26 protein-coding genes, 2 tRNA genes, 1 other RNA gene and 1 riboswitch are annotated in these 23,719 nt (G+C 41.5%); of the genes, 11 read left to right on the top strand and 18 right to left on the bottom strand.

Annotated features, from left to right (window positions below; translation table 11 throughout):
- Positions 1-377 precede the first annotated feature (377 nt).
- The 7 genes from BMZ06_RS18040 to tadA all read right to left on the bottom strand — a co-directional run bounded on the left by BMZ06_RS18040 (position 378) and on the right by tadA (position 5,203).
- Positions 378-641, bottom strand: a complete 264-nt coding sequence (locus tag BMZ06_RS18040) for a pro-sigmaK processing inhibitor BofA family protein (RefSeq protein WP_089754231.1) — start codon at positions 639-641, stop codon at positions 378-380.
- Positions 642-713: 72 nt separating this feature from the next.
- Positions 714-929 (bottom strand): YaaL family protein, encoded by a 216-nt coding sequence (locus BMZ06_RS18035; protein WP_089754233.1) that lies wholly within the window; start codon positions 927-929, stop codon positions 714-716.
- A 14-nt stretch (positions 930-943) separates the two neighbouring features.
- Complete coding sequence (gene recR, locus BMZ06_RS18030) at positions 944-1,540, bottom strand: recombination mediator RecR (protein WP_089754229.1); 597 nt, start codon at positions 1,538-1,540, stop codon at positions 944-946.
- 11 nt (positions 1,541-1,551) lie between these two features.
- Positions 1,552-1,869 carry a YbaB/EbfC family nucleoid-associated protein gene (locus BMZ06_RS18025; RefSeq protein WP_014641333.1) on the bottom strand — a complete coding sequence of 106 codons (318 nt, stop codon included), beginning with the start codon at positions 1,867-1,869 and terminating at the stop codon, positions 1,552-1,554.
- A 27-nt stretch (positions 1,870-1,896) separates the two neighbouring features.
- A complete protein-coding gene (gene dnaX / locus BMZ06_RS18020; protein WP_089754227.1) occupies positions 1,897-3,621 on the bottom strand; it encodes a DNA polymerase III subunit gamma/tau in 1,725 nt (574 codons plus the stop codon).
- Positions 3,622-4,407: 786 nt separating this feature from the next.
- Positions 4,408-4,673: signal recognition particle sRNA large type (gene ffs, locus BMZ06_RS18015), an RNA gene on the bottom strand.
- A gap of 53 nt (positions 4,674-4,726) precedes the next feature.
- A complete protein-coding gene (gene tadA / locus BMZ06_RS18010; RefSeq protein ID WP_089754225.1) occupies positions 4,727-5,203 on the bottom strand; it encodes a tRNA adenosine(34) deaminase TadA in 477 nt (158 codons plus the stop codon).
- Positions 5,204-5,284: 81 nt separating this feature from the next.
- On the opposite strand from tadA, the gene BMZ06_RS18005 reads away from it, so the two are divergent.
- Positions 5,285-6,574 (top strand): glycoside hydrolase family 18 protein, encoded by a 1,290-nt coding sequence (locus BMZ06_RS18005; RefSeq protein ID WP_089754223.1) that lies wholly within the window; start codon positions 5,285-5,287, stop codon positions 6,572-6,574.
- A gap of 69 nt (positions 6,575-6,643) precedes the next feature.
- Here the strand turns inward: BMZ06_RS18005 and BMZ06_RS18000 are convergent, their stop codons facing one another.
- On the bottom strand, positions 6,644-7,411 hold the full coding sequence (locus BMZ06_RS18000) for a DUF3891 family protein (RefSeq protein ID WP_089754221.1): 768 nt from the start codon (positions 7,409-7,411) through the stop codon (positions 6,644-6,646).
- Positions 7,412-7,483: 72 nt separating this feature from the next.
- On the opposite strand from BMZ06_RS18000, the gene BMZ06_RS17995 reads away from it, so the two are divergent.
- Positions 7,484-7,909: a PH domain-containing protein gene (locus BMZ06_RS17995; protein WP_175477925.1), complete on the top strand. Its 426-nt coding sequence runs from the start codon at positions 7,484-7,486 to the stop codon at positions 7,907-7,909.
- Positions 7,910-7,958: 49 nt separating this feature from the next.
- On the opposite strand, the gene BMZ06_RS17990 is transcribed toward BMZ06_RS17995, so the two are convergent.
- From BMZ06_RS17990 to acsA, 4 genes are all read right to left on the bottom strand, one after another.
- Entirely contained in the window at positions 7,959-8,471 is a 513-nt protein-coding gene (locus BMZ06_RS17990) for a type 1 glutamine amidotransferase domain-containing protein (RefSeq protein WP_089754217.1), read from the bottom strand.
- 101 nt (positions 8,472-8,572) lie between these two features.
- Positions 8,573-9,892 carry a lysine N(6)-hydroxylase/L-ornithine N(5)-oxygenase family protein gene (locus tag BMZ06_RS17985; protein WP_089754215.1) on the bottom strand — a complete coding sequence of 440 codons (1,320 nt, stop codon included), beginning with the start codon at positions 9,890-9,892 and terminating at the stop codon, positions 8,573-8,575.
- A 32-nt stretch (positions 9,893-9,924) separates the two neighbouring features.
- Positions 9,925-11,232, bottom strand: coding sequence for a purine/pyrimidine permease (locus BMZ06_RS17980; protein WP_089754214.1), 1,308 nt, complete (start codon positions 11,230-11,232; stop codon positions 9,925-9,927).
- A 182-nt stretch (positions 11,233-11,414) separates the two neighbouring features.
- Positions 11,415-13,124: an acetate--CoA ligase gene (gene acsA, locus BMZ06_RS17975; protein ID WP_089754212.1), complete on the bottom strand. Its 1,710-nt coding sequence runs from the start codon at positions 13,122-13,124 to the stop codon at positions 11,415-11,417.
- 247 nt (positions 13,125-13,371) lie between these two features.
- A riboswitch (PreQ1 riboswitch) is annotated at positions 13,372-13,418 on the top strand.
- Positions 13,419-13,538: 120 nt separating this feature from the next.
- Here acsA and queF point away from each other — a divergent pair.
- Both queF and BMZ06_RS17965 read left to right on the top strand, forming a co-directional pair.
- Positions 13,539-14,033, top strand: a complete 495-nt coding sequence (gene queF, locus BMZ06_RS17970) for a preQ(1) synthase (protein WP_089754210.1) — start codon at positions 13,539-13,541, stop codon at positions 14,031-14,033.
- Between the two features lie 24 nt (positions 14,034-14,057).
- Positions 14,058-14,864 (top strand): AAC(3) family N-acetyltransferase, encoded by an 807-nt coding sequence (locus BMZ06_RS17965; protein WP_089754208.1) that lies wholly within the window; start codon positions 14,058-14,060, stop codon positions 14,862-14,864.
- Positions 14,865-14,893: 29 nt separating this feature from the next.
- Here BMZ06_RS17965 and aldA read toward each other — a convergent pair whose 3' ends face one another.
- Complete coding sequence (aldA, locus tag BMZ06_RS17960; protein WP_089754206.1) at positions 14,894-16,345, bottom strand: aldehyde dehydrogenase; 1,452 nt, start codon at positions 16,343-16,345, stop codon at positions 14,894-14,896.
- Between the two features lie 115 nt (positions 16,346-16,460).
- On the opposite strand from aldA, the gene BMZ06_RS17955 reads away from it, so the two are divergent.
- A complete protein-coding gene (locus tag BMZ06_RS17955; RefSeq protein WP_089754204.1) occupies positions 16,461-16,655 on the top strand; it encodes a hypothetical protein in 195 nt (64 codons plus the stop codon).
- A gap of 38 nt (positions 16,656-16,693) precedes the next feature.
- On the opposite strand, the gene BMZ06_RS17950 is transcribed toward BMZ06_RS17955, so the two are convergent.
- The 3 genes from BMZ06_RS17950 to BMZ06_RS17940 form a co-directional block, all read right to left on the bottom strand.
- A complete protein-coding gene (locus tag BMZ06_RS17950) occupies positions 16,694-16,948 on the bottom strand; it encodes a hypothetical protein (RefSeq protein ID WP_089754203.1) in 255 nt (84 codons plus the stop codon).
- A 106-nt stretch (positions 16,949-17,054) separates the two neighbouring features.
- Positions 17,055-17,159, bottom strand: coding sequence for a YjcZ family sporulation protein (locus BMZ06_RS17945; RefSeq protein WP_089754201.1), 105 nt, complete (start codon positions 17,157-17,159; stop codon positions 17,055-17,057).
- Between the two features lie 205 nt (positions 17,160-17,364).
- On the bottom strand, positions 17,365-18,021 hold the full coding sequence (locus BMZ06_RS17940) for a M50 family metallopeptidase (RefSeq protein ID WP_089754199.1): 657 nt from the start codon (positions 18,019-18,021) through the stop codon (positions 17,365-17,367).
- Positions 18,022-18,123: 102 nt separating this feature from the next.
- On the opposite strand from BMZ06_RS17940, the gene modA reads away from it, so the two are divergent.
- From modA to BMZ06_RS17925, 3 genes are read left to right on the top strand one after another with little or no spacing between them, the layout of a single operon-like run.
- Positions 18,124-18,891 (top strand): molybdate ABC transporter substrate-binding protein, encoded by a 768-nt coding sequence (gene modA, locus BMZ06_RS17935; RefSeq protein ID WP_089754197.1) that lies wholly within the window; start codon positions 18,124-18,126, stop codon positions 18,889-18,891.
- Between the two features lie 20 nt (positions 18,892-18,911).
- Positions 18,912-19,589, top strand: coding sequence for a molybdate ABC transporter permease subunit (modB, locus tag BMZ06_RS17930; protein WP_089754194.1), 678 nt, complete (start codon positions 18,912-18,914; stop codon positions 19,587-19,589).
- Between the two features lie 15 nt (positions 19,590-19,604).
- Positions 19,605-20,234, top strand: coding sequence for an ATP-binding cassette domain-containing protein (locus BMZ06_RS17925; protein WP_089754192.1), 630 nt, complete (start codon positions 19,605-19,607; stop codon positions 20,232-20,234).
- A 309-nt stretch (positions 20,235-20,543) separates the two neighbouring features.
- Here the strand turns inward: BMZ06_RS17925 and BMZ06_RS17920 are convergent.
- A tRNA-Arg gene (locus tag BMZ06_RS17920) sits at positions 20,544-20,616 on the bottom strand.
- A gap of 238 nt (positions 20,617-20,854) precedes the next feature.
- Between BMZ06_RS17920 and BMZ06_RS17915 the strand changes: the two genes are divergently transcribed.
- The 3 genes from BMZ06_RS17915 to BMZ06_RS17905 all read left to right on the top strand — a co-directional run bounded on the left by BMZ06_RS17915 (position 20,855) and on the right by BMZ06_RS17905 (position 23,132).
- Complete coding sequence (locus BMZ06_RS17915; RefSeq protein WP_014641314.1) at positions 20,855-21,496, top strand: deoxynucleoside kinase; 642 nt, start codon at positions 20,855-20,857, stop codon at positions 21,494-21,496.
- Positions 21,493-22,176 carry a deoxynucleoside kinase gene (locus tag BMZ06_RS17910; RefSeq protein WP_089754189.1) on the top strand — a complete coding sequence of 228 codons (684 nt, stop codon included), beginning with the start codon at positions 21,493-21,495 and terminating at the stop codon, positions 22,174-22,176. Before BMZ06_RS17915 ends, BMZ06_RS17910 begins: the two co-directional genes overlap by 4 nt.
- A gap of 119 nt (positions 22,177-22,295) precedes the next feature.
- Positions 22,296-23,132, top strand: a complete 837-nt coding sequence (locus BMZ06_RS17905; protein ID WP_089754188.1) for an MBL fold metallo-hydrolase — start codon at positions 22,296-22,298, stop codon at positions 23,130-23,132.
- Between the two features lie 163 nt (positions 23,133-23,295).
- On the opposite strand, the gene BMZ06_RS17900 is transcribed toward BMZ06_RS17905, so the two are convergent.
- Positions 23,296-23,388 (bottom strand) — tRNA-Ser (locus BMZ06_RS17900).
- Positions 23,389-23,719: the final 331 nt, after the last annotated feature.

Genomic DNA, 23,719 nt, shown 5'->3' with positions numbered 1-23,719 from the left:
AGCTCTTTGCACACCGAATGTGCTTGTTTGAATTCCTTCTATAATGAAAGAATATCTTGACGTACTGGTTGGTTCGTTCAGTTTTCAAAGATCAAAATTTTTGTTGGCCGCTTCAAAACAGCGACTTAATAATCATATCATTGTGACTCGTTTAAGTCAACAACTTTTTTAAATGATTTTTTGTTTGCCGTTGCCGGCTTGCCGCTCTGTCTTAATGCGACAAGTAATAATATACCACGCTGAAATAATGTTGGCAACACCTTTTTGCATATTTTTTTAAATTTATAGTTTCATAGAAGTATCGGTGACTTCTTGAAGGGCTGAATCCCCCTTTAAACAAGCGAAGAGCCAGAGGAATGCCCCTGACTCTTCCTATATTATAATATCCATAGATGAATCGCCGTTAAGGATATTACCCCCGGAACTCCTAACAAAGCTGAAGCAATAGCTGTAAAACCGTTGATAGGAATGTGTAATCCAAACTGTGCTCCAAATAAATTAATGAAAAACAACAAAATCACCGCAATGATTAAACGGGTTACTGCCTGCCCCACCCATTTTATAGGGGCAGAAGGCAAACCTATAATAAGAAGAAAAGGGATGGTCAGCCCTAATAATAGAATAACGAGCACCGGATCCATAAAAAACCCCCTGTCCAAATATGACTCTCCCTACAATCTATGAGTCTGGACAGGGGGTTATGAATAGAATAGTTAAGAAAGTGCATTGAGACCGCGGTGGCGAGCTTCTCTAAGAAGATATAAGTATTTCGATTTAGTAAGTGCGAGTTCTTTCAAACCCTCTTCAGTTGGTTCAATACTTTGATCGATAATACTGTTCAGGTTTTCCCATTCCTTTTTTAATTGCCTAATGTTCATGAGAAGCTGCTGATCCATATCTTTAGCTCTTCCTTTTTTTCTACGAAACATGGCAACCACCTTCATTACAGTTCTCTTCTTCCTTCAAGAGCCTTGGACAAGGTTACTTCATCTGCATATTCCAAGTCTCCTCCTACCGGAAGCCCATGAGCAATTCTTGTCATACGTATTCCAGAAGGTTTGACTAGCCTGGATATATACATCGCTGTAGCCTCTCCTTCTATATTCGGATTAGTAGCGAGAATTAATTCTTCAACCCCTTCATCTTTCAACCGATTAATGAGACTTTCTACATTAATATCTTCAGGTCCAATGCCGTCCATAGGAGAAATAGCTCCATGCAGCACATGGTATTTTCCGCCGAATTCTCTCATTTTCTCCATAGCTATGACATCTTTAGGATCCTGAACTACGCAGATAAGGGTTTGATCTCTGGATTCATCCTGGCAGATCGAACAAGGGTCCTGGTCTGTAATATGACCGCAAGTAGAGCAGTGGGTAAGCTCTCGTTTTGCGTTCACTAATGACTTCGCAAAATCCAGCACGTCATCTTCTTCCATTTCTAAGACAAAAAAAGCCAGGCGGACAGCCGTCTTAGGGCCGATCCCTGGCAGCTTTGTAAAACTGTCGATCAGTTTTGATATCGGTTCAGGATAATACATGAATACTCCTCCTAGAACATTCCTCCAGGCATACCTTTCGTGAATTCACCCATTGTATCGTTGGTTTTATCATCCACTTGTTTAATAACATCGTTGGTTGCCGTAATAATCAAATCCTGAAGCATTTCTACATCGTCAGGATCGACTACTTCTTCATTGATAGAAATGTCCGTAATTTCTTTTTTACCATTAGCTGTTACTTTAACCATTCCTCCGCCTGCAGAAGATTCAAACGTCATCTCATAGAGCTCTTCCTGAGCTTTCATCATTTTCTTCTGCATTTTCTGCATTTGTTTCATCATATTGTTCATGTTTCCTCCACCACGCATGGCAATTCCTCCTTAAATATAATCAAACTAGTCTTGTATTTCTATTAAATCATCACCAACAAGCTTGCGCGCCTCTGAGACAAGGGGATCCTCTTCTTGAGAAGATTCTCCTTCTGTTTCAACACCTTCATCATTTCCTTCACCCGGTGCTGCTTTTTGCTTTTGCACAAATTCTTCCCGGACTTCCTGCCAGTTGGCTTCAGGAATGGGAATGATGGTTAACGGCTTCCCTGTAAATTCTGTGAGAAGAGGTTCAATCGTTTTCTGGTGCTCCAGAGCTAAAGAACAGTGAATATCGTACCTGAATGCTAATACGAGCGCTTTAGGAGAGGCAGCTCTTGGTTTACTGTTCAGCAATGTGGCATGAGCTGGAGCGTTGCTTTGTTTTAGAGCTTCCATAAAGTCCGCCCACCGGCTTTGGACATTCTTAATTTCTTCTTTAGAAGCTTCATTTAAAACTTGCCGGATTCGCTCATATGGAACATTATAACTTCTCCTGCCGGATTTTGCAGGTGTGCGCTTTGGTTTTTGAGGAGCCTGCTCCTGCTGAGACTGTACCCCTTTTTGCTTAAGTGAACTTAATTCCTTCTCAAGTTCATTCAGTTTCTTTGAGAGTTCCCTGACGCTTTCAGAATCCTGAGCAGGTGCAGAGGCAGGTGCCGATTCCGGCTTTACTTCCACCATATTAAGTAGAGCAATTTCTATGAATACTTTTGGACTTGTGGTCCATTTCATTTCTTGCTGACACTGGTTCAGTTCTCGGATCGCCTGCTGTATCCAGTATGCGGAAAGTTCTCCGGATAATTTACGAAATGTATCATCAGGTATTGCTCGTTCTAAGTTATGCGCCAAATCTGGAGCACTTTGAAAGAGCAATATATCCCTCAAATAGTAGATCAAATCAAATACGAATCGTCCAGGATCCTTCCCTTGCTGAATCAAATCATCCACAGCTTCTAACGCATCTTTCACTTCATGGTCATGCAGCGCCTGAACGACCTCTGCCAGTCTACCTTGAGATACCGCTCCTGTAACGGCAAGCACATCCTCAATCGTTACTTCCTCTTCACTATAAGAGACAGCTTGGTCAAGCAGACTTAAGGCATCCCTCATTCCGCCTTCCGCTGTAAGAGCTACGATCTCTAATGCTTCTTCCGCAATTGAGATCTGTTCGGAAACAGTTATCCCTTTCATACGTTCAACCATCGCTTTTTGTGAAATCCTTTTAAAATCAAAACGCTGACAACGCGATATGATCGTTAAAGGAATTTTATGGGGTTCCGTGGTTGCTAAAATAAATATGACATGCTGAGGTGGTTCTTCCAATGTCTTTAGCAGCGCATTAAAAGCTCCCATGGAAAGCATGTGAACTTCATCAATAATATATACTTTGTAAGTTACCGCACTGGGGGCATATTTGACCTTATCTCGGATTTCCCGAATTTGTTCCACTCCGTTGTTAGAAGCGGCATCAATTTCAATGACATCGGATATAGATCCATCTTGTATGCCTAGACATGCTGAACACTCATTGCACGGTTCCTTGGCAGGGGAACGTTCGCAGTTAACCGCTTTAGCAAAAATTTTCGCAGCACTGGTCTTTCCTGTACCACGGGGCCCTGAGAATAGATAAGCATGAGAAAACTTATCCTGCTCAATGGCATTTTGCAATGTGCGTGTAATATGAGTTTGTCCAACCACATCTTCGAAGTTTTTCGGGCGCCAGACACGATACAAAGCCTGATAGCTCATATAACCGTTCTCCCTTTTTAGTCTCTTCTCCATTATACCCGATTGAAGGTTTGGATGTGAACCTTAGACATTTGAGTGTTTTAGATATTTCCTATATAAAAGGCTCAGTTAAATCTCAGTGTTGATTTTAAAGTAAAGCTCCCGTTGGTTGAAGACTCAGTTTCGATATAAATTGGGTCCGTTACGTTAGATAGATAAGGGCTGGTGGGGAAATAACTCGCTTTCCTATGGGGGAACGGTGAGCTTCCTCGCTCGTTTCACTCCCTGCGGGATCTCACCTAGTTCCTTCTCCCATGGGAGTCTCGCCATTTCCCCACCAACCCAGCCATTTTTTGTGAAACGCACCCTTCTAGAAGAGAAAGATTCTCCTCCTTAATCTGGATTAAATGCTTTTACGATAGGCTATTGAGGGTCGTTACATCCTGAAAATAGCTGCACAATCACATGGTCTCATTACTCATCACTCAGGTGATGTTTTAAGTGGTTTCGAGCTTATGATTTGGCAAGGTCCGGAGGGGGACGATGAAGACTCCTGTGGGATAAACATGATAGGTAAGATCCCGGAAGGCGAAGCCTGAGGAAGCTTACCACATGCCCACGGAAAGCGAAATCGTCCCCCAGAGGACCTTCCTCATACCCAATATCTCGAAACTGAGTCTTACAGTAACCGGCCCTTTAGTTTGATAAGCCCCTTACAAAAAGCATAACCACGTTTAACAGAACCTATAAAAAAAGCTGTTATGACATAATATCATAACAGCTTTCTGGGTAATTCTTTATGTAATGCCGTGCACCCACCTTCGATGGCGAGGCCCCAAGCGTTACTCATGGTTGTGGCTCTATCCAGGCACTCCCGCGGCACACGAGATGGTCAGCTTACTGCTGCTTCCTTCCGGACCTGACAGGGTTCACTGGTTCTCGTTGCGCAGGACCTGAATGTCAACACCACTCACATGAGGCAGGCCTTGAGACCTTGCCACCTCGGGTGGGAATTCGGCCTCGCTATAGCGGATTGCGAGTATAGGGCACCGCTACCTCCCCGCTTAGCACGACATTACTATTATATCGAGGCATGAAGAATAATGCAATCCTTTTTTAAAAATAATTATAAACTGGATTTATTCTTTTTCTGAGAACGAATTCTCCGAAAGAAATCAGTAAGCAATTGTCCGCATATATCTTCCATCAAGCCGGGAACCACTTCAGCTCGATGATTAAAGCGATCATCCTCTAGCAAATTCATCAAAGTTCCTGCACATCCGGCCTTAGGATCTTTCGCTCCATAAACGACTCTTGGTATCCTTGACTGTAGAATAGCACCTGTACACATCGGGCAAGGTTCAAGCGTAACGTAGAGAGTGCAATCTTCCAGCCGCCAGCTGCCGATGACTCCGTTTGCCCGTTCAATAGCAATGAATTCTGCGTGAGAGGACGCTAGCTGTGAGCTCTCTCTTTGATTATACCCGCTGGCAATCACTTCATCATTATGAACGATCACAGCCCCTATCGGGACCTCTCCCTCAGATTCCGCTTTTTTAGCTTCTATTATAGCAAGTTGCATGTAGTGTTCATCGTTATTCATAGAGATCTCCTTCTAAAAATGTAAGTGTTATTCCACTTTCCCTTCTCATACATTTATAAGGATGAGAAAGGAGTGATCTAAATGCAGATCCACGTGGTCCAATCAGGGGAGTCTGTATTTTCGATAGCTAACCTCTATGATAGTACGCCAAATGCTATCATTGATGCAAACGAACTGGAAACCCCGGGCGATCTGGTTGTAGGGCAGGCAATCGTGGTCCCGATTGTTGGTCAGTTTTATTTTGTCCAGCCCGGCGACAGTTTATATTCCATTGCTCAAAGGTTTGGCACAACAGCTGAAGAGCTAGCACGAGTGAACAACCTTCAAGTCAATCAGACTCTCCAGCCAGGCTTCCGTTTATACATTCCGGAACAACCACCTGTTAACATCTCAACGAATGCTTATATTGAACCTTTTGGCGGAGAAGTTTCGGACACTTTACAATCTTCTGCAGAAACCCGGGCACCTTTACTTTCTTATTTAGCACCATTCAGTTATGAAATTCAACCTGATGGTTCCCTAAAAGCTCCTCCTTTGGATAATTTTAAAGCCATTGCTGATAATAATGACGCTTCTTTAATGATGGTCGTGACAAATCTCGCGGAAGATGGGTTCAGCGCAGAATTAGGCCGGACGATTTTAACTAATGAAAATCTGCAAAATACCCTGCTCGATAATATTATCCAGACTACCCGTGAAATCGGTTTTCGGGATGTTCATTTTGATATGGAATTTCTACCTCCGGAATTAAAAGAAAATTATAATCAGTTTCTAAGAAAAGCTAAAGATCGTCTATCTGCCGAAGGGCTTCTTATGTCTACAGCCCTTGCTCCTAAAACGAGTGCCGAACAAGAAGGAGCCTGGTATGAAGCACATGATTACAAAGCTCACGGGGAAATTGCAGATTTTGTTGTGCTGATGACTTATGAATGGGGCTACAGCGGGGGACCTCCTCGAGCGGTATCACCTATCGGACCTGTTACAGAAGTCGTGGATTACGCTTTAACCGAAATGCCTGCTGATAAAATTCTGTTAGGTCAGAATCTATATGGCTACGATTGGACCTTGCCTTACGAACCAGGGGGAGAGTTCGCCAAAGCCGTAAGTCCGCAAAGAGCTATCCAGATTGCCAGGGAAAATAACGTGAATATATCTTATGATGAAGAAGAACAAGCTCCCTTTTTCACTTATACCGATGCGTCTGGAAGTGAACATGAAGTATGGTTTGAAGATGCAAGGTCAATTCAACAAAAGTTCGACCTTATTAAAAATCGAGGATTAAGAGGAATCAGCTATTGGAAACTGGGATTGTCTTTTCCTCAAAACTGGCTGCTCTTAAGCAGTCAATTTAATGTAGAAAAAAATCAATAAGAATTTCCGCTCCAGACAGGGATCCAGAGATGTATTAGGCTGTCTGAAAGCGGAATTTAAAAGCTTACTTTAATCAGAAGGAACAAAAACAACCACTCTATGGTTGATTTCTGACTGATGGTAAGCTTCTTTTAATCCTTTCTTCTCAATATCCTCTTTTGAAACCATACGGTAAGGAATCTGTACTTCAAATGAATATTCGAGAGGAAAAGGCCGTAGAGATACCTTTTTTCCGTCGACCCAATGAGGCATGATGCCGCCGGGTGCAAAATCGAATGACTGCCTGAATCCCTTTTTAAACCAGGACACTTCTTCGTCCTTAGAAATCCCAGGCTCCTGCATGCAGATATAAAGAGAAAGATCGTCACAAAACTGCAGTCTCTGGAAATGGAGCTGATAGATATCCTTAGGAATGTCCCTCTTCATTGCTTGATACAGGTTCTTCTGTCTAACCTTTTCATCCGCTAAAAAGGAACGAATTTCAGGATCCTCACTATCTTCTGAGAAAAATGATTGATAATGCATGCTGCAGAGCATGCCGGCATACAATGACTGATCAGCAGCCTCCTCGATACCTCGCTGATAAGCCTCAAGTTTCTCAGTGAGTGGATAGTCTATAAACGAATAAGGTCTATTTTTTTCTTCATTCCATAATGGTTCTTTATCCAGAGGAATCCATGCGCGGTCATGCTGGGAAACCGCCCAGTCCGCTTCTTCTCTAAGTTTTGAACGAAGCAAAAAATCTTTCTTCCAGTTTCTTACGATCTGTCCAGAAATCTTAGCGTGTTCATGTTGTTCAATCATTAAAAAATGGTGTTCCTGCTCATTGACAATCATCGACTTCCTCCTTCATCTCTCACTTATGTACAGCTGTTTATTAATGCTATACTCTTAACAGAGGTGATATATATGAAATTCCCAGTAAAAAAGAACCCCATTCTTATCCTGTTAGTTTTAGCTTTAATACCTCTTGGCATGGTTGGACTGTTTACAGAAGACTTTGTCGAAGGGTGGGTCGGTCTTATCATCATGATCGTCATCTCCATCCCTCTACTATGGGCACTCGTCCGTTCTTACCACGAAATCACCGAAGAGTCATTGATCGTGACGTTTGGTCCTATTATTAAAACCATTCCCCTATCTGAAATTCAATCTGTTTCCTACACGTACAATCCCCTCTCCAGTCCAGCGTGGACCTTTAAAAGAATCGCAATCACCCAGTCTCATTATAAAACGATTTTGATTTCAGTACCACAAGATGAACAAAAATTCAAAAAATTGTTGGAAGCTTATTGTCCTTCGGCAAAAATCGAGTTGCCTATCTATAGAAAATAAGTCACGAGGAAGAAATCCTCGTGACTTATTCTTTCGGGTAAGACTGTATTTATTTTAGGAGTTTGAGGGATTCTCGATTAAATGCCGGGATATCATCTGGATTACGGCTTGTAACCAGCTGGTTCCCGCAAACGACAACTTCTGTATCTTCAAAGTCTACTCCTGCATACTCCATATCGACAGCAATAGATTTGAAGCCTGTAGCTTTACGTCCTTCCAGGGATTTAGCAGTAATTAACAACTGCGGACCATGGCAGATCGCAAAGACCGGCTTTTTCTCATCCATGAAATACTTAGCGAATTTGACGAACTTCTCATCCCCGCGTAATTGATCAGGGGAGAATCCTCCAGGAATTAATAAAGCATCAAAATCTTCCGGCTTTACATCATCAATGGAAGCGTCAATTTTAACAGTTGCATCGCCCTGCTTACCTGTTACTTCTTTACCGGCTTCCCATTCTATAGTGGTCACTTCATGACCTTCACTTTTAAATTCATCTACGGGTTTAGTGTACTCTACATCTTCAAACATAGATGTTACGACACAAGCGATTTTACTCATATTCAATCATCTCCTTGAATGACATAGTTAATTTTTAACACATAGGATGTCTTCCCGTATGGGCTAAAGTTAAACCTGTGCAATTTCAAAAAAATGGATGATTATCCTTCGAAACCTTTCATAGAAAACTGTTGAAAAGTGGTATCCCGCTGATTTTTATAGACCGTCCTGCCTGCGATTGTATTAATAATATGGACGTTACGATGAACAGATAGTCCAAGATTGGTTGCTCCCGCTCCGTGTGAATGAACCAGATTGGTTAACGTGAAAAAGTGATGATCACGGTTATCGTTAAAGACCAGTTGATAATCCCTTGTAACCTTGAATACGTTTTCCCCTTCCCATTCAATGGCGTCCTTATACCTATTCATAAACCATGATGGAATATGAGGCTTGTATCCAAGAGCCAATACTACTTTTTCGGAATGATACGTATAATCGACGTCTTCCTGCCATTGCTTACAAGCCAGTTCATATCCATCTTCCACAGCTTCAATTCCCTGCACTTCCGTCATAGGCTGGATAAGAACCCGACTGTCTCTTTGAGCGGCCGTCCGGTGGTACAATTTAGTATAAAGCTGGGTTAATGTTTGCGGATCAATTCCATTCCGAAGCGGCTTTAATGTATCTAATGTTTGCTCCCGCTGCTCAAAGCTCAAGTTGTGAAAATAATCAACATAGGATGGGGTGAAAGCCTCTTGAGCAAATTTAGCTTTATCTAAAGAAAACAAACCACCTGACCTTGTTAACAAGGTCAATTTCATATCCTGGCGTTCCTGCTCCTCTAATAAATCAAGGAACACTTCAACGGCACTTTGACCGGATCCTACCACCGTTACATGCTTTGCTTTTAACAGCTGTTCTTTTTCGAACAAATATCGGCTGGTATGTAGAACATCTTCATTCGGCAAGTCCTCCATCCCATCTAAAACGATGGGTTCGTTTCCTGTACCCAGAACGACATGTTTCGATTTCACGTATATTCTTTCACCTGTTGCTTTCTCTTCTACAATCACTTCGTAATGTGGATGTTCGGCATCTTTCTTATCAATAACGTCCAGTACGGTATGTCCGAAGTACAAAGAATCCAGTTGATTCGCTACCCATTGCATATAATCGTTGTATTCCTGTCTTGGGACTTCGAAATGACGGTGGAAAAAGAATGGGAACATCCGGTCATGCTCATACAAGTAATTCAAAAATGTATAAGGGCTTTTTGGATCAGCAAACGTCGTCAAATCAGCGAGAAATGGAACTTGTAAATCCATTTTTTCGATGAGCATCCCCGGGTGCCATATAAATTCGGGCGTTCTCTCAAAAAATATCGCATTAACGTCGTCTGTCTGATCTGCTAATGCGGCCAGCCCAAGATTGTAAGGACCAATACCAATTCCAATCAAATCATATATTCGTTCATCCATATAATCACTTCCTCTGTAACCATCACTTTTCCCTAAGGTGATTGGTTTGATTCTTTCCAAAGCTGTTCCATAAAGATCACTAATACTGTCCCTACCAATAAACCATTACTCATTAAGTTTTGCACAATGCCTGGAAGGCCCTGGAATACTTCGGAGGGCAGAAACATTAATCCTATTCCTAATAGAAAGGAAACACATAAAATCGTTAATCGTCTTTCATCCAGCTTTTCACTCGCAATATTACTCAGCCCAAGTCCCATTAATTGAACAAACGTTGCTAATAAAGCAGCGTTTGCCACAGGCGAAGGAATGCCGGAAATAAATGCGACCAGGGGTGGAAAGAATGCGATGACGACCATAATCATAGAAGCGTATAAAAAAGGCCGCTTTCTCTTCTGCCCTGTCAAATTAATAAAGCCTGACGAGGAAGCAAGCGGAACATTAGCAATGGATGAAAACATAGCGGAGACCCCGTGGGTAACTCCTAAAAAACTACTTCCTTGATTGATCTGATTGTATGTAAAAGTCGGCTTTCCATAAATAGAATGACTGACAGCCACAACCGATGCTACGATATTAGACAACAAAATGACAGCTGTTATGAAAGCAAGGGGAATCACATTCCATTCAAAAACAGGCGGTCCCCAGGCCAACCATTCAGGAACGGCAAAAGCCCCAAGGTTTCCCCTATCCTTCGGAGAAGTGCCAATTATGGTTTCATATACAAGCCAGCCGGCTCCAATCCCGAGCAGAACAGCATAACTTCTCAGCCATCCTTTTCCGAATATAGACAATCCTAATACTAATAAAAATGTAAGAAAAGCTACAGCTGCCGGACCTAAATGGATGGACTCAACCTCCTGCTGAATTCCTAACATTCCCCTCAAAAAAGTACCGCTCAATTGAACGGTAAGTAAAAACAAAAAAGCACCGGTCACGAGAGGTGTAAACACAAATAAAACCCGGTGAGCCAAGCGGAAAACACCGAATAATAAAAGAAAGCCCCCTGTCCACAACATAGCTGCTTGCAGGGTTTGGAGAGTTTCCATATAACTTTTTCCAGCTTCGGCGCCCGAGTAGGCCATGACAGCAAAAATACTAATCCATAATCCAGCAGGTCCTTCCATAATAGGCAGCCTGTGGCCGAACATTCCCTGTAAGAAAGAGGTCACGCCGACTACAAAAAAAGTTCGCTGCATTAAACCAGCAACTTCAGCAAAATTCAAATTAAAAATTGATCCGATAACGATAGGGAGTGCCACTGCACTAGCCAGTAGAAACACAAACCACTGGGAGGTTTCAAGGGCTGTCCCTGTACGAGAATTAGGTCGTTCACTCATAGCTCACACCTGCATTTTCTATTCAATCGTTTTCCTTTAATTTCTTCTATTATCCTAACATAGCGTTTCGCTGAATGTCTTAATCGATGCTCTGTGTTTCACGTGAAACACGTTTCGATGTGTTTTCATTAAAAAAGTGCGCACAGAAGTCTGTGCGCACCTTGGTTATCAGGATTATTCTTCTATTCTTCAAGCGTGGAAGTATCTCCGGTAGGCAGCCCAAGCTCCCAGGATTTCAGCAAACGGCGCATAATTTTACCACTGCGCGTTTTAGGGATCGTATCCTTAATTTCAATTTCTCTTGGTGCAGCGTGAGCGCTTAAGCCTTTTTTAACGAATTGACGAATGTCTTCAAGTAAATCATCTGATTCCTCATATCCGTCTCGAAGTGTTACAAAAGCTTTAATGATTTCACCGCGTTCAGGGTCAGGCTTTCCAATAACTCCTGCTTCTGCTACGGCTTCATGCTCAATTAATTTACTTTCTACTTCAAATGGACCAACGCGTTCTCCAGAAGTATTAATCACATCATCTAGACGTCCCTGGAACCAGAAGTATCCTTCTTCGTCCTGATAAGCACTGTCCCCAGATACGTACCAGCCGTTTAAGAAGTAACTTTCAAATTTCCCTGGATTATTCCAGATGGCACGCATCATAGAAGGCCACCCTTCTTTAATAGCAAGGTTACCCATTTGATTAGGTGGCAGTTCATTTCCTTCGTTATCTACGATAGCCGCAACAATGCCCGGGAATGGTTTACCCATTGATCCTGGACGTATATCCATAGCCGGATAGTTACAGATCAGCATCGCTCCGGTTTCAGTCATCCACCACGTATCATGGATACGAAGGTCAAAGGCTTTAAGACCCCAGGTAATAACTTCTGGGTTAAGCGGCTCCCCAACACTTAACACATGACGTAGTGAAGAAAGATCATGCTTGGCAGCCGCTTCTTCTCCTGCACTTAAGAGCTTACGGAATGCGGTAGGAGCCGAATACCAAACAGAAACATTTTGCTCAGCAATGGTTCCGTACCAGTCATCTGGACTAAATCTTCCTCCGCGAATGACGTTCGTTACACCATTAAGCCATGGAGCGAATATACCATAACTTGTACCTGTTACCCATCCGGGATCGGCTGTACACCAGTAGACATCCCCTTCTTTCAGGTCAAGGACCCACTTACCTGTCTGATAGTGCTGGATCATAGCATTGTGAACATGATAAACGCCTTTTGGTTTTCCTGTAGATCCAGAAGTATAGTGTAAGAGCATGCCGTCCTCAAGGTCTACCCATTCGATATCAAATTCTTCAGAAGCCTGGTCCATTTCCTCTTCGAATGAGATGTAGTTGCCAGGAGCATCTCCTCCAACGAGCACTATTTGCTTCAAGTTAGGCAGGTCATCGATTGGAACCCTGTCCAGAAGTTCTGGAGTCGTAACAAGCATGGTTGCTTCACTGTCCTCCAGACGGTCTCTTACAGCTTGTTCCATAAATGCCTCAAATAATGGACCTGCAATGGCCCCAATTTTAAGTATTCCAAAGAAGGCCACATAGAACTCAGGGCTTCTGTGCATAAACAGAAATACACGATCCCCTTTTTCTATATTATGTTTTCTTAATACATTAGCAAATTGGTTACTCTTTACTTTTAAATCTTCAAACGTCAATTTTTCTTCACGTTCAGGTGATGTATAGATCAATGCTGCCTGGTTTTTCTTCTGTGGATCTTCTGCATGTTTATCAATCGCTTCATAGGCGATATTTACATTTCCTGTCTTACTCCATGTGAAATTCGTTTTCACATCTTCCCAATTAAATTGTTCGTACGTTTCTTTGTAGTTTTCCATGTTGTGATTGCCTGATCTAGCTGGAATTGGTTTCATGTCCATAAACTCACCTCATTAGAATGTTTTTTGTAACCGTTTTCTTAAAGTTGCGTAAGAAAACCCTGAAAAATTAGTATCAGAGTTTCTTGGATGTTTTCTGAATATTTCATGATTTATTTACTATTTTAGGTTACTTCCAACTATTTTTAAAGTGATATGACCAAGAATTTACATAAAAAGGTCGAGAAAACGACTGAAATTGACAGTTTTAAAAGGGGTTTATATAATAAAAATAATGTTAAAACCTATAAAAATAGAGGTTTCTTAGCCAATCCCTCTATAAAAAACTAAGGAAGCTGGAGAACCAAGCCGCAGCCCTTAAGGCTGCGGCTTTTATAATGGAATTAACTACCACCTCAGGTCATCCAAAAAATGGATGACCTGAGGACCACTATATTTTTGCTAGGAGTGTTCATAATGGCTGGACGTAATGAAGATGATTTAAACCTTTCTCTGCTCGGAAATCAAGGAACTGCTTATTCCTTTGAATATGATCCGGAGGTACTGGAAACCTTTGAAAACCAGCACACAAACCGTGATTATTTTGTGAAATTTAATTGCCCTGAATTTACAACCCTCTGCCCTAAAACCGGTCAGCCGGACTTTGCCACTATTTACATCAGCTATATTCCGGACCGTCTAATGGTGGAAAGTAAGTCATTAAAATTATATTTGTTCAGTTTCCGTAATCATGGCGACTTTCATGAGGACAGCATCAACACCATCATGAACGATCTCATTCAACTGATGGATCCACGTTACATTGAAGTATGGGGAAAATTCACCCCAAGAGGAGGAATATCCATAGATCCATACTGTAACTATGGAAAGCCTTCTACTAAATTCGAACAGATGGCTGACCACCGGATGATGAATCATGATCTGTACCCGGAAAAGATCGATAATCGGTAACGATTAAAAAAGGAGATAGCCCGCATGAATGAAAAAAATGTGATCGCACAAACCCGTTCTCCAAATACAATAAATTCATTAACCAAAGATTTATATGAATTGGGGGTGACTCCCGGCGATACACTGCTTGTTCATGTTTCTATGAAGGCACTGGGATGGGTCAGCGGCGGTCCGCAGGCCGTTATTCAAGCCTTAATGGATACCCTGACAAGTGAAGGTACACTGGTTATTCAAACTCATTCTCCTACCTTGTCTGATCCCACTGAATGGCAGAACCCGCCGGTTCCCGAACACTGGCACGAAACGATTCGCAAAACCATGCCAGCTTTTGATCCGGAGAAAACCCCTTCCACTTATCTAGGAGTCGTTCCTGAATTATTCCGGAAGTTTCCCAATGTCCAGCGAAGTCATCATCCTGCCTTTTCCATCTCAGCCTGGGGGAAGAATGCCAGTGAGATTACTAGTGAACATCCTTTGGATTATTCATTAAGCGATCATTCTCCACTCGGCAAAGCTTATCAATTGGAGGCAAAGGTGCTTTTATTAGGCACCGGTTATGACGCCAATACCAGCTTTCATTTATCAGAATATCGGTCAGGTACTCGAAAATTGAAAGAAAATGGGGCACCTCTTCAGGTAGACGGGGCTGCGAAATGGACCGTTTATAAGGATATTGAGTTTGATGATGAATCATTTGAAGAAATAGGAGAGCATTTTGAAAAAGAGAAAAAGGTCCTTACCGGTAAAGTTGGTCAGGCTTACTCTAGACTCTTTTCGATGCCTCAAGCTGTTGACTATGCAGCAGAGTGGCTAAAAAATAAAAATCATTAAAAAAGGGTGCCTGACCGGCACCCTTTTGTTTATTTTTTATCATTTTTATACTGCATATAAGCGACCTGAGTCACAAGGAAGTCTTCCATTCCATGTTTTCCATCAGCCCCGCCAAGGCCTGACTTACGCATGCCTGCGTGATACCCTTGAACTTCTTCAAAGTTTTCACGGTTCACATACGTTTCACCGAATTTCAGCTCATTGACTACTCGCATAGCTTCATTCAAATCATCGGTGTACACGGAAGAGGATAATCCATATTCCGTATCATTTCCTTTTTCAATCGCTTCATCGAGTGTTTGATAGGTAGTGATTGGAATAACTGGACCAAATATCTCTTCCTGCATAATCGTCATGTCATGCGTGACATTGGTTAATATCGTTGGCTTATAAAAATAACCTTGCTCTTGATCGCCGCGTTCGCCGCCAACTTCCACTTTTGCGCCCTCGTCTACAGCTTGTTTTACCATACTTTCCACTTCTTCCAGACGATCCTGGCTCACCAGTGGACCTACATCAGCATCTTTGTTCTCTCGAGGGTTGCCAAGCGTGCAGGCTTCAAATTTATTTTTAAGCTGTTCAATTAATTCTTCTGCTTTACTTTCGTGGACATAAACCCGTTCAGCGTTCGTGCATGCCTGACCATTATTGGCTAGTCTTGAAGTCAGAATACTTTCCACAGCAATATCAAGATCAGCATTGGCCGTTACAATGGCAGGAGCTTTACCGCCTAATTCAAGGTTGACCTTAGTAATATTTTGAGCGGCTGCTTCCATAACCTTCGTACCGGCTCCAACGCTACCAGTCATTGAGATCATCTGGACGTTTTTATGAGACGCTAACGTATTACCGATTTCTGAGCCTGTACCCGTAATCAAGTTATAAACGCCTTTTGGAATCTCTTCCATGCTATCAATGATTTTTGTGAATTCCATAGCTGTATTCGGCGTTTGTTGACTCGGCTTCAATACAATTGTACAGCCTGTCACAAGAGCGGTCGCTACTTTTCGTGCCAAAATAAACATTGGGAAGTTCCATGGTACAATCCCGGCTACCACCCCTATAGGTTTTTTGTAAACAAATATATTCTCATTCGGACGGTCACTTGGAACGACATCGCCTTCTATTCTTCTTGCCCATTCGGACATATAACGGAAATAATCAATCGCTAAATCAATTTCTCCGCTGGCCAGTTCATAATCTTTTCCCTGCTCTTCCTGTAAAAGATCAATAAACTTCTCTCGATTTTCTTCGATTTGATCGCCCAGCTTCCGTACAATCTTTCCTCGTTCGATATTAGGAGTAAGTTCCCAACCTTTTTGAGCTTCAGAAGCAGCGCTTACGGCGCGCTCTACATCATTTTTGGTGCCTTTCGGTATTTTAGAAATGACTTGCTCGGTTGCTGGATTGAGTACTTGTATCCATTCATCGCCTTCAGATTCTATATATTGACCATTAATATATAATTGATGTGTCTGCAAGATAATAACCTCCTGATTGGTGTTTATCCAATACATTCCACCTGTTTACAAATACTAAACAAGCAGATATGTTATCCCTAGTGGAATCCTGATCAATAAGAAAGGAGGGAAAAACGTGAAAAAACAAAATCAAATGTTTATTATTTTAGGACTTGTAGGGATTGGCAACTTGATCGCCTCCATCATTTTATTGTTCACGATTCAAGACCTTATGGTGTCCATGGTTTTATTTGCGTCTGGAATTCTTCTTATTATAGGAGGCTATGCAGATCGTAAAGAACGAATAAAACGCTCGAAGCGTAACGGGTGAATTCACCTGCAATTAAAAAAAGCCCTGAAATCAGGACTTTACTTCCATTCCAATATGTAACCCTTCACTGTTTTCTCACGGCCATCTAAACTGTTTTGTACCGCTTCAAAATGAGGATATTCTTTGTCTAAGTGGTACTTTATGGTTTCCGATTGCAGATAAAGCTTATACTCCAAATCGTTCACCTTATGCAGAGTTATATCGGGGACAGTGGTCTGGTCACCTTCATCATCGACCAAAAGGATATCAATGTGGTCAAAACCATTAGTAATCAAGCGATCTTTTAGATTCATATGCGGGATTCCTCCATCAACTTAATCTATTTCACGATACCCCCGCTTACTATCCGACAAACTTTCCATTTTATGTAGAAAGCGGGAAATCTCCCCGCCTTTTATCTTAATACCCGTAACCACGGCCACCTACATAAGATGCACCAATGATAATCAAAAGGATGAACAATACTACTAGTAGGGCGAAACCGCCACCGTATCCTCCGCTCATTTCATTCCCTCCTCTCTTGCTTACTTTACTACCATATTCAGTTCAGGAAGGGATGACAGGGCAGGAGCGGAGTTTTTTATTTTTTAGCTCTGTTAGTTTGATTGTTCCGAACAATAAAGGTTTTTTCCACTTAAGGACCATATCCCTTAAGAAATCGACAGAGATTCTTAATAAAATGGAAGGTTTCCTTTAAAGTCTTCGAGTATTATAGAGGGAAAAATCGTCTTATACCGAGCCAAGCAAAGTATAAGGACTGAGCAAAGAAAGCCATTCCCCATAAGGGTGCAGGAATAAATTTCGTAGCACGTGCTAAGTTAGCAGCATCACCAGCCCGCATCGGGGATACGAAACTAATCCACATAATCTCAAAAGCACTTGTAACCGCCTCTACAAAAACAAGGGATGCTAAAAATACGAGTACATATTCGATAAAGGTCTGGTTACCACTTCGCAACAGCCAGATAAATCCTGCCCCGAAAGTAATCACCCAGAAGAGTCCATAACCATTTCGTACCCAAAAGACTAGATTGACTGCTAAAAAAGCAAGAAGAATATAAATCATCCACTTATACTGGCCCTTGGATATTAAATAAAAAAAGAAGAATGCAAAAAAAGAAGCAAAAACATAACCTGAAATACCGGTTAAGAAATGACTAATCCATGACGAATGCCCCGTCAATGTGGTGCCAGAAGTGTTTGGAAGCAAAGATATTCTGCGCACCTCACCTCCCGTAATTAGTGCAGTTAACGAATGACCACTTTCGTGGATCATCGTGTTCAGAATCGCAAAGTACTTTCCAACTATAGGCATTTGAGTTAGTAACAAAGCCACGATGAGTCCAAGAATAATTTGTGTTTTCATTGGTGATATCCTTTCTTTTCGTAATATCTTTTCTTTGTACTTCACTTTTCTCGAGAGATATAATGTTCTATAGCAGAAATTCACGATAAGGAGGCAGAAAAAATGCGAATAAAGCTGTTACGTTTACTTGCCTTCATCCTTATAATTGTACCATTAGCCGGCTGCTCTGCTTCTTCGGAAGAGAAAAAGGGCTTGACTATTTCAGCAGCTTCCAGTTTAACAGATGTCATTAAAGAACTAATCGATACATATGAAAGTACTCATAACGTTAGCATTCAATTAAACTTAGCTAGTTCAGGCAAACTAGCCCGGCAAATTGAACAAGGTGCACCTGTGGACTTGTACTTGTCAGCTAATCAAAAATGGATGGACCAGCTTGAAGCTGATAAACAGATTGAATCTGCAACTCGCCGGAACTTCACTTCTAACCATCTCGTTATTATCGGATCGAAAAATAATAACGAATTGACTTCCTTACAAACTTTAGCGAATCTCCCCCTTGAATCACAAATAGCTGTGGGAGAACCAGAAAGTGTTCCAGCTGGTTCTTATACGAAACAGGCCCTCCAAAAGATTCAACTTTGGGAGTTAATCGAAGATCAGCTGGTTTTTGCCAGTGATGTACGCCAAGTCTTAACCTATGTAGAATCCGGGAATGCTTCTTATGGAATCGTCTACGGAAGCGATGCTAAAATATCAGACCAGGTTAAAGTGCTGACAGAAATCGAGCCTGAATTACATAAACCGATTGTGTACCCAGGGGCTGTTTTATCAGACAGTACGCACAAGCAAGAAGCCACTGATTTTTTAAACTTTCTCGGTACGAAAGAAGCAAAAGAGATTATGAAAAAATACGGATTTCAATCGTAAGCAGGAAGTGAATGTTGACTATGAGCTATTCTCCTCTATTCTTATCTTTAAAAATTGCAGCCATCGCTACCCTGCTTGTATTCATAGCCGGGGTACTACTTGCTCGAGTCATTTCCAGGAATTTATTTCCCGGGAAAAGTATTCTAGAATCTATATTTTTACTCCCCCTTGTTTTACCACCTACCGTAGTAGGTTTCGGCCTGCTTTATCTATTTGGGAAAAACGGAATACTAGGTAAGTGGCTCATGGACTGGTTTGGTGTTCAAGTTGTGTTCTCCTGGATAGGTGCTGTTATTGCTGCAGTGGTTGTTTCATTTCCTCTTATGTATCAGAGTGCTTCGGCTGCCTTTCAAAATTATGACTCAAACGTAGAGAATGCGGCTTTAACGATGGGGGCTTCCAGGCTAAAGGTTTTCTTTACTATTTCATTTCCTCTGGCCTGGCCGGGACTGTTGGCTGGAACTATCCTTACCTTTGCCCGGGCCCTTGGAGAATTCGGGGCTACCTTAATGATTGCAGGATACATTCCTGGCCAGACTGACACCATTCCGTTAGCCATTTATTTCGCGGTTGAATCCGGACGGATGGAGCAGGCAAAAATGTGGGTTCTGATTATTGTAGCCCTGGGTTTCAGTTCCACCTTATGGCTGAATTGGTGGACTAAGCGCAACACCCTTTCATTCAAAAGTAAACCTTAATGGGAGTTCTTACAGATGCTAAAGCTTAACTTTCAAAAACGCCTAAATCAATACCTGCTTGATATAAAAGCTTCTTTTCAGAACGAGATTATCATTTTATTTGGACCTTCAGGCTCTGGAAAAACAACTACTCTTAATTGTATTGCCGGACTTAGCCATCCAGATTCAGGAATAATTGAACTGAACGGCCAGCTACTCTTTGAGGAGCGCTCTAAAGTCCCTGTTCAAAAACGCAGGATGGGCTATTTGTTTCAAGATTATGCTCTATTTCCTCATATGACCGTGCAAAAAAATATTCAATACGGTTCGAATGATAATGAATTAGCTCAGCAATTAACGGAAGTAGTCGGTATTCAACATTTAATGGACAGCTACCCTCACCAAATTTCAGGAGGAGAAAAACAACGAGTTGCCTTAGCCCGCGCTCTCGCCACTAAGCCCAGGGTTTTATTATTAGATGAACCTTTTTCATCTTTGGATCAATCTACTAAGAACCAATGTCATCAAGAATTGATGCGTCTCCACCAGATGTGGCAGATTCCTATTATACTGGTTACACATGATAAAGAAGAAGCTAGAAAACTTGGAGATCGGATCTTTCCCATTGATCAGGGTAAACTAGGATCTCCAGACGATTTTTGGTAAGTAATCACTTTTTATTATTTTTAAATAATATGTTACGATCGATTTATAAGACATATGCTTTTAAAATTACCTGTAGATTAAAGTATTGTCTCTCTCAGGCGTTGGACTTGATTCCAGCGTCTTTATTTTTGTATAACTTTTCCAAAGTTTATTTATAATGACTCTGAGGATAGCCAATTGTTAGTAATAAGAGCAAAGGGCTCACTCCTCCTCCAACATTTCCGCAGGTAAAAGCTGCGGTTTTTTTATGTACAAGAAAAGACCCGGCATCCGTGGAAGGACGCCGGGTCTTTTCTGTTACTATAATAGTGCCCCCGGCAGGATTCGAACCTGCGGCACACGGTTTAGGAAACCGATGCTCTATCCCCTGAGCTACGGGGGCAAAAAGCGTACGTGTAATATTATACAAAACATTGGCTTGAATGAAAAGTGAATTCTCTTAAATTAACACCATCCTGTTACTTCAACTCTACGGATATGATAAAATATAGTTTGTCTGTCTGAACGCTCAGGATAGTTATCATCATAAGCCGTTCCCCCAGGTCGCTTTTCTCTAAAGTTTGAAAAGATTCGATAGGGTGTTCGTGCTTTTCTTAATTGAGTTTGAAGGAGGAGAAGAGATGGGACATATACCTTTCATTGCGGTTGAAGGGCCCATTGGTGTTGGGAAAACGTCTCTGTCTAAAAAGCTCGCCTCCCAGTTTGATTTTCATTTGCTCAAGGAAATCGTTGAGGAGAATCCGTTTTTAGGCAAATTTTACGACAATATTGAAGAATGGAGCTTCCAAACCGAGATGTTCTTCTTATGCAATCGATTCAAGCAGCTGGAGGATATCGAACGGAAGTATTTGCAGTTAGAGAAGCCCGTTATAGCTGATTATCATATTTCTAAAAATATGATTTTTGCACGACGTACTCTAAGAGAAGATCAATTCCAAAAGTACTCTCAGATTTTTGACATATTAACGCACGATATGCCGCGTCCGAATATCATTGTTTATCTGCATGCTGGTCTTGATACCCTGTTAGATCGTATTCGTATGAGGAACAGAGATGTTGAAGCTAATATTCAACCTTCTTATTTAGAGCAGTTATCCAGGGACTATGAGGACTTCATGAATCACTTTGAAGCGGCTCATCCTGATATCCCTGTCATTCGATTGAATGGTGATGATATTGATTTCGTAAAACATCAGGATGATTTAAATTATATTGTTGAACTTGTAGAGCAGCACTTAAATAAAGGAGAAGTTATTAAATGAACGCACGTGAACGCTATGGAATACCACATGACAGCGTCATTACAATTGCAGGCACAGTTGGGGTAGGGAAATCTACCATGACAAATGCATTAGCTGATGCCCTTAATTTTCGTACTTCTTTTGAAAAAGTAGAAACCAATCCTTACCTTGATAAGTTTTATCATGATTTTGAACGCTGGAGCTTCCATTTACAAATTTACTTTTTAGCTGAACGTTTTAAAGAGCAGAAGAAAATATTTGAATATGGTGGTGGATTTATTCAGGATCGTTCGATTTATGAAGATACAGGCATTTTTGCCCGTATGCATTATGAAAAAGGAACGATGTCTGAAATAGATTACCAAACGTACAAGAATTTATTCGATGCCATGGTTATGACTCCCTATTTCCCTCATCCGGATTTATTAATTTATCTGGAAGGATCGTTTGATGACGTTGTCGATCGAATTAAAGAGCGAGGTCGTCCAATGGAACAGGAAACGCCTGTCGAATATTGGGAGGAAATGTTCAAACGTTATGAGAATTGGATCGAGAATTTCAATTCCTGCCCAGTCCTTCGGCTGAATATAGCGGACTATGACGTGTTAAATGATGAAAACAGTATCGAACCTGTTATGGAAAAAATCGGACACTTTATCCAGCAATCCCGCAAATGGCGTTCCAGTCACTTACTCACGTAAATAAAAGCCTGAAGAGATTCGAATCTCTTCAGGCTTTTTTTATTTGTATATACCTTACGGAAGTGTAGATTAGGTAATATATGGGAACACACATTCATAAAGAAAGGAGAATCCATTCCATGAAAGATCGATTTATTCCCGTAACATCCGTGGCCAGTGGGATAGATCAGCCTGTAGCTGCAGATATCCACTGCCTGCCCATTCAAGTAGTTAATGTTTGTTTTGTTGGAGATCTTAATAAGCCTAAAGATTGGGTATTAATTGATGCCGGCATGCCAAAATCAGCCGATGATATTATTTCTGCGGCTGAAGATTTATATGGAGAACAGGCTGCACCTAAAGCCATTATTCTAACGCATGGACACTTTGATCATGTAGGAGCTGTAGAAAAGCTGGTGGAATATTGGGGAGTTCCTGTATATGCGCATGAATTAGAAATGCCTTATCTTAGTGGCAAAAAAGACTATCCAGAACCGGATACAAGTGTAGACGGAGGGATGGTCGCAAAAATGTCCCGTATATTCCCTAACGAAGGTATTGATTTAGGAGAACACATTCATCCACTCCCTGCAGATGGCACCATTCCTTATATGCCACAGTGGAGATGGATTCATACACCAGGGCATACGGAAGGACATGTCTCGCTTTTTCGTGAAAAGGATCGCTCCCTAATTGTCGGAGACGCCTTCGTTACTGTGAAACAGGAGTATTTATTTAAAGTACTCACGCAAGAACAAGAACTAAGTGGTCCCCCACGTTATTTAACCACGGATTGGAAAGCTGCCTGGGATTCTGTAGCTAAACTTGAATCCTTACATCCCAAAGTTGCTGTGACGGGACACGGTTTACCAATGGCAGGAGCACAGCTCAATGAAGAACTGGCTATATTAAATCAAGAATTTGATAGGATAGCGATACCTGAGAAAGGAAAATTTGTAGATCAGGAGAAGAATTAATTTGCCGGTAAATTAAGCTCTATGGCAGATTTTTTTATCAGGGAGATAACGTCTTTAGAAGTTTGTTACGTTTTAAAATTTTATAAACTAAAAAAGCAGCCTTCGAAAAGGCTGCTTTTGTTCTATAAATCTCCAATATTATGCGCTATTGTTGATAATAAAATGGCGGAGGAGGAGGGATTCGAACCCCCGCGGGGCGTTAACCCCCTGGCGGTTTTCAAGACCGCTCCCTTCAGCCAAACTTGGGTACTCCTCCGTGTGACCGACAATGAATATAATATCACGGCTGAGTAAGCCCGTCAATATATATTAATAACTTTTTTCATTTCTGTAGAAAAAAGAAGACTTTTGTCGTTTCGTCTTTCTCATTATAAGAATCTTCACATGTATAGTCAATTTCCTTAATCCTAAAGCCTGTTAAACCTCCAAGTTAAACTTCCAGTAAAGTTCCCATTACTTGAAGACTTGATTTCGAGAAAATGGGTCCGTTACTAAAATGGGGATGAGGGTTGGTGGGGAAATAACTCGTCTTGTTCCATCACCCAGACACTCGAGACATAAGCCGCTCATCAACGGATTGAAAAACC

The organism is Halobacillus alkaliphilus (genome assembly GCF_900113125.1).
Lineage (GTDB): Bacteria > Bacillota > Bacilli > Bacillales > Halobacillaceae > Halobacillus > Halobacillus alkaliphilus.
Note: the sequence above shows the minus strand (reverse complement) of the source record. Positions and strands in the feature narration are given on the sequence as shown.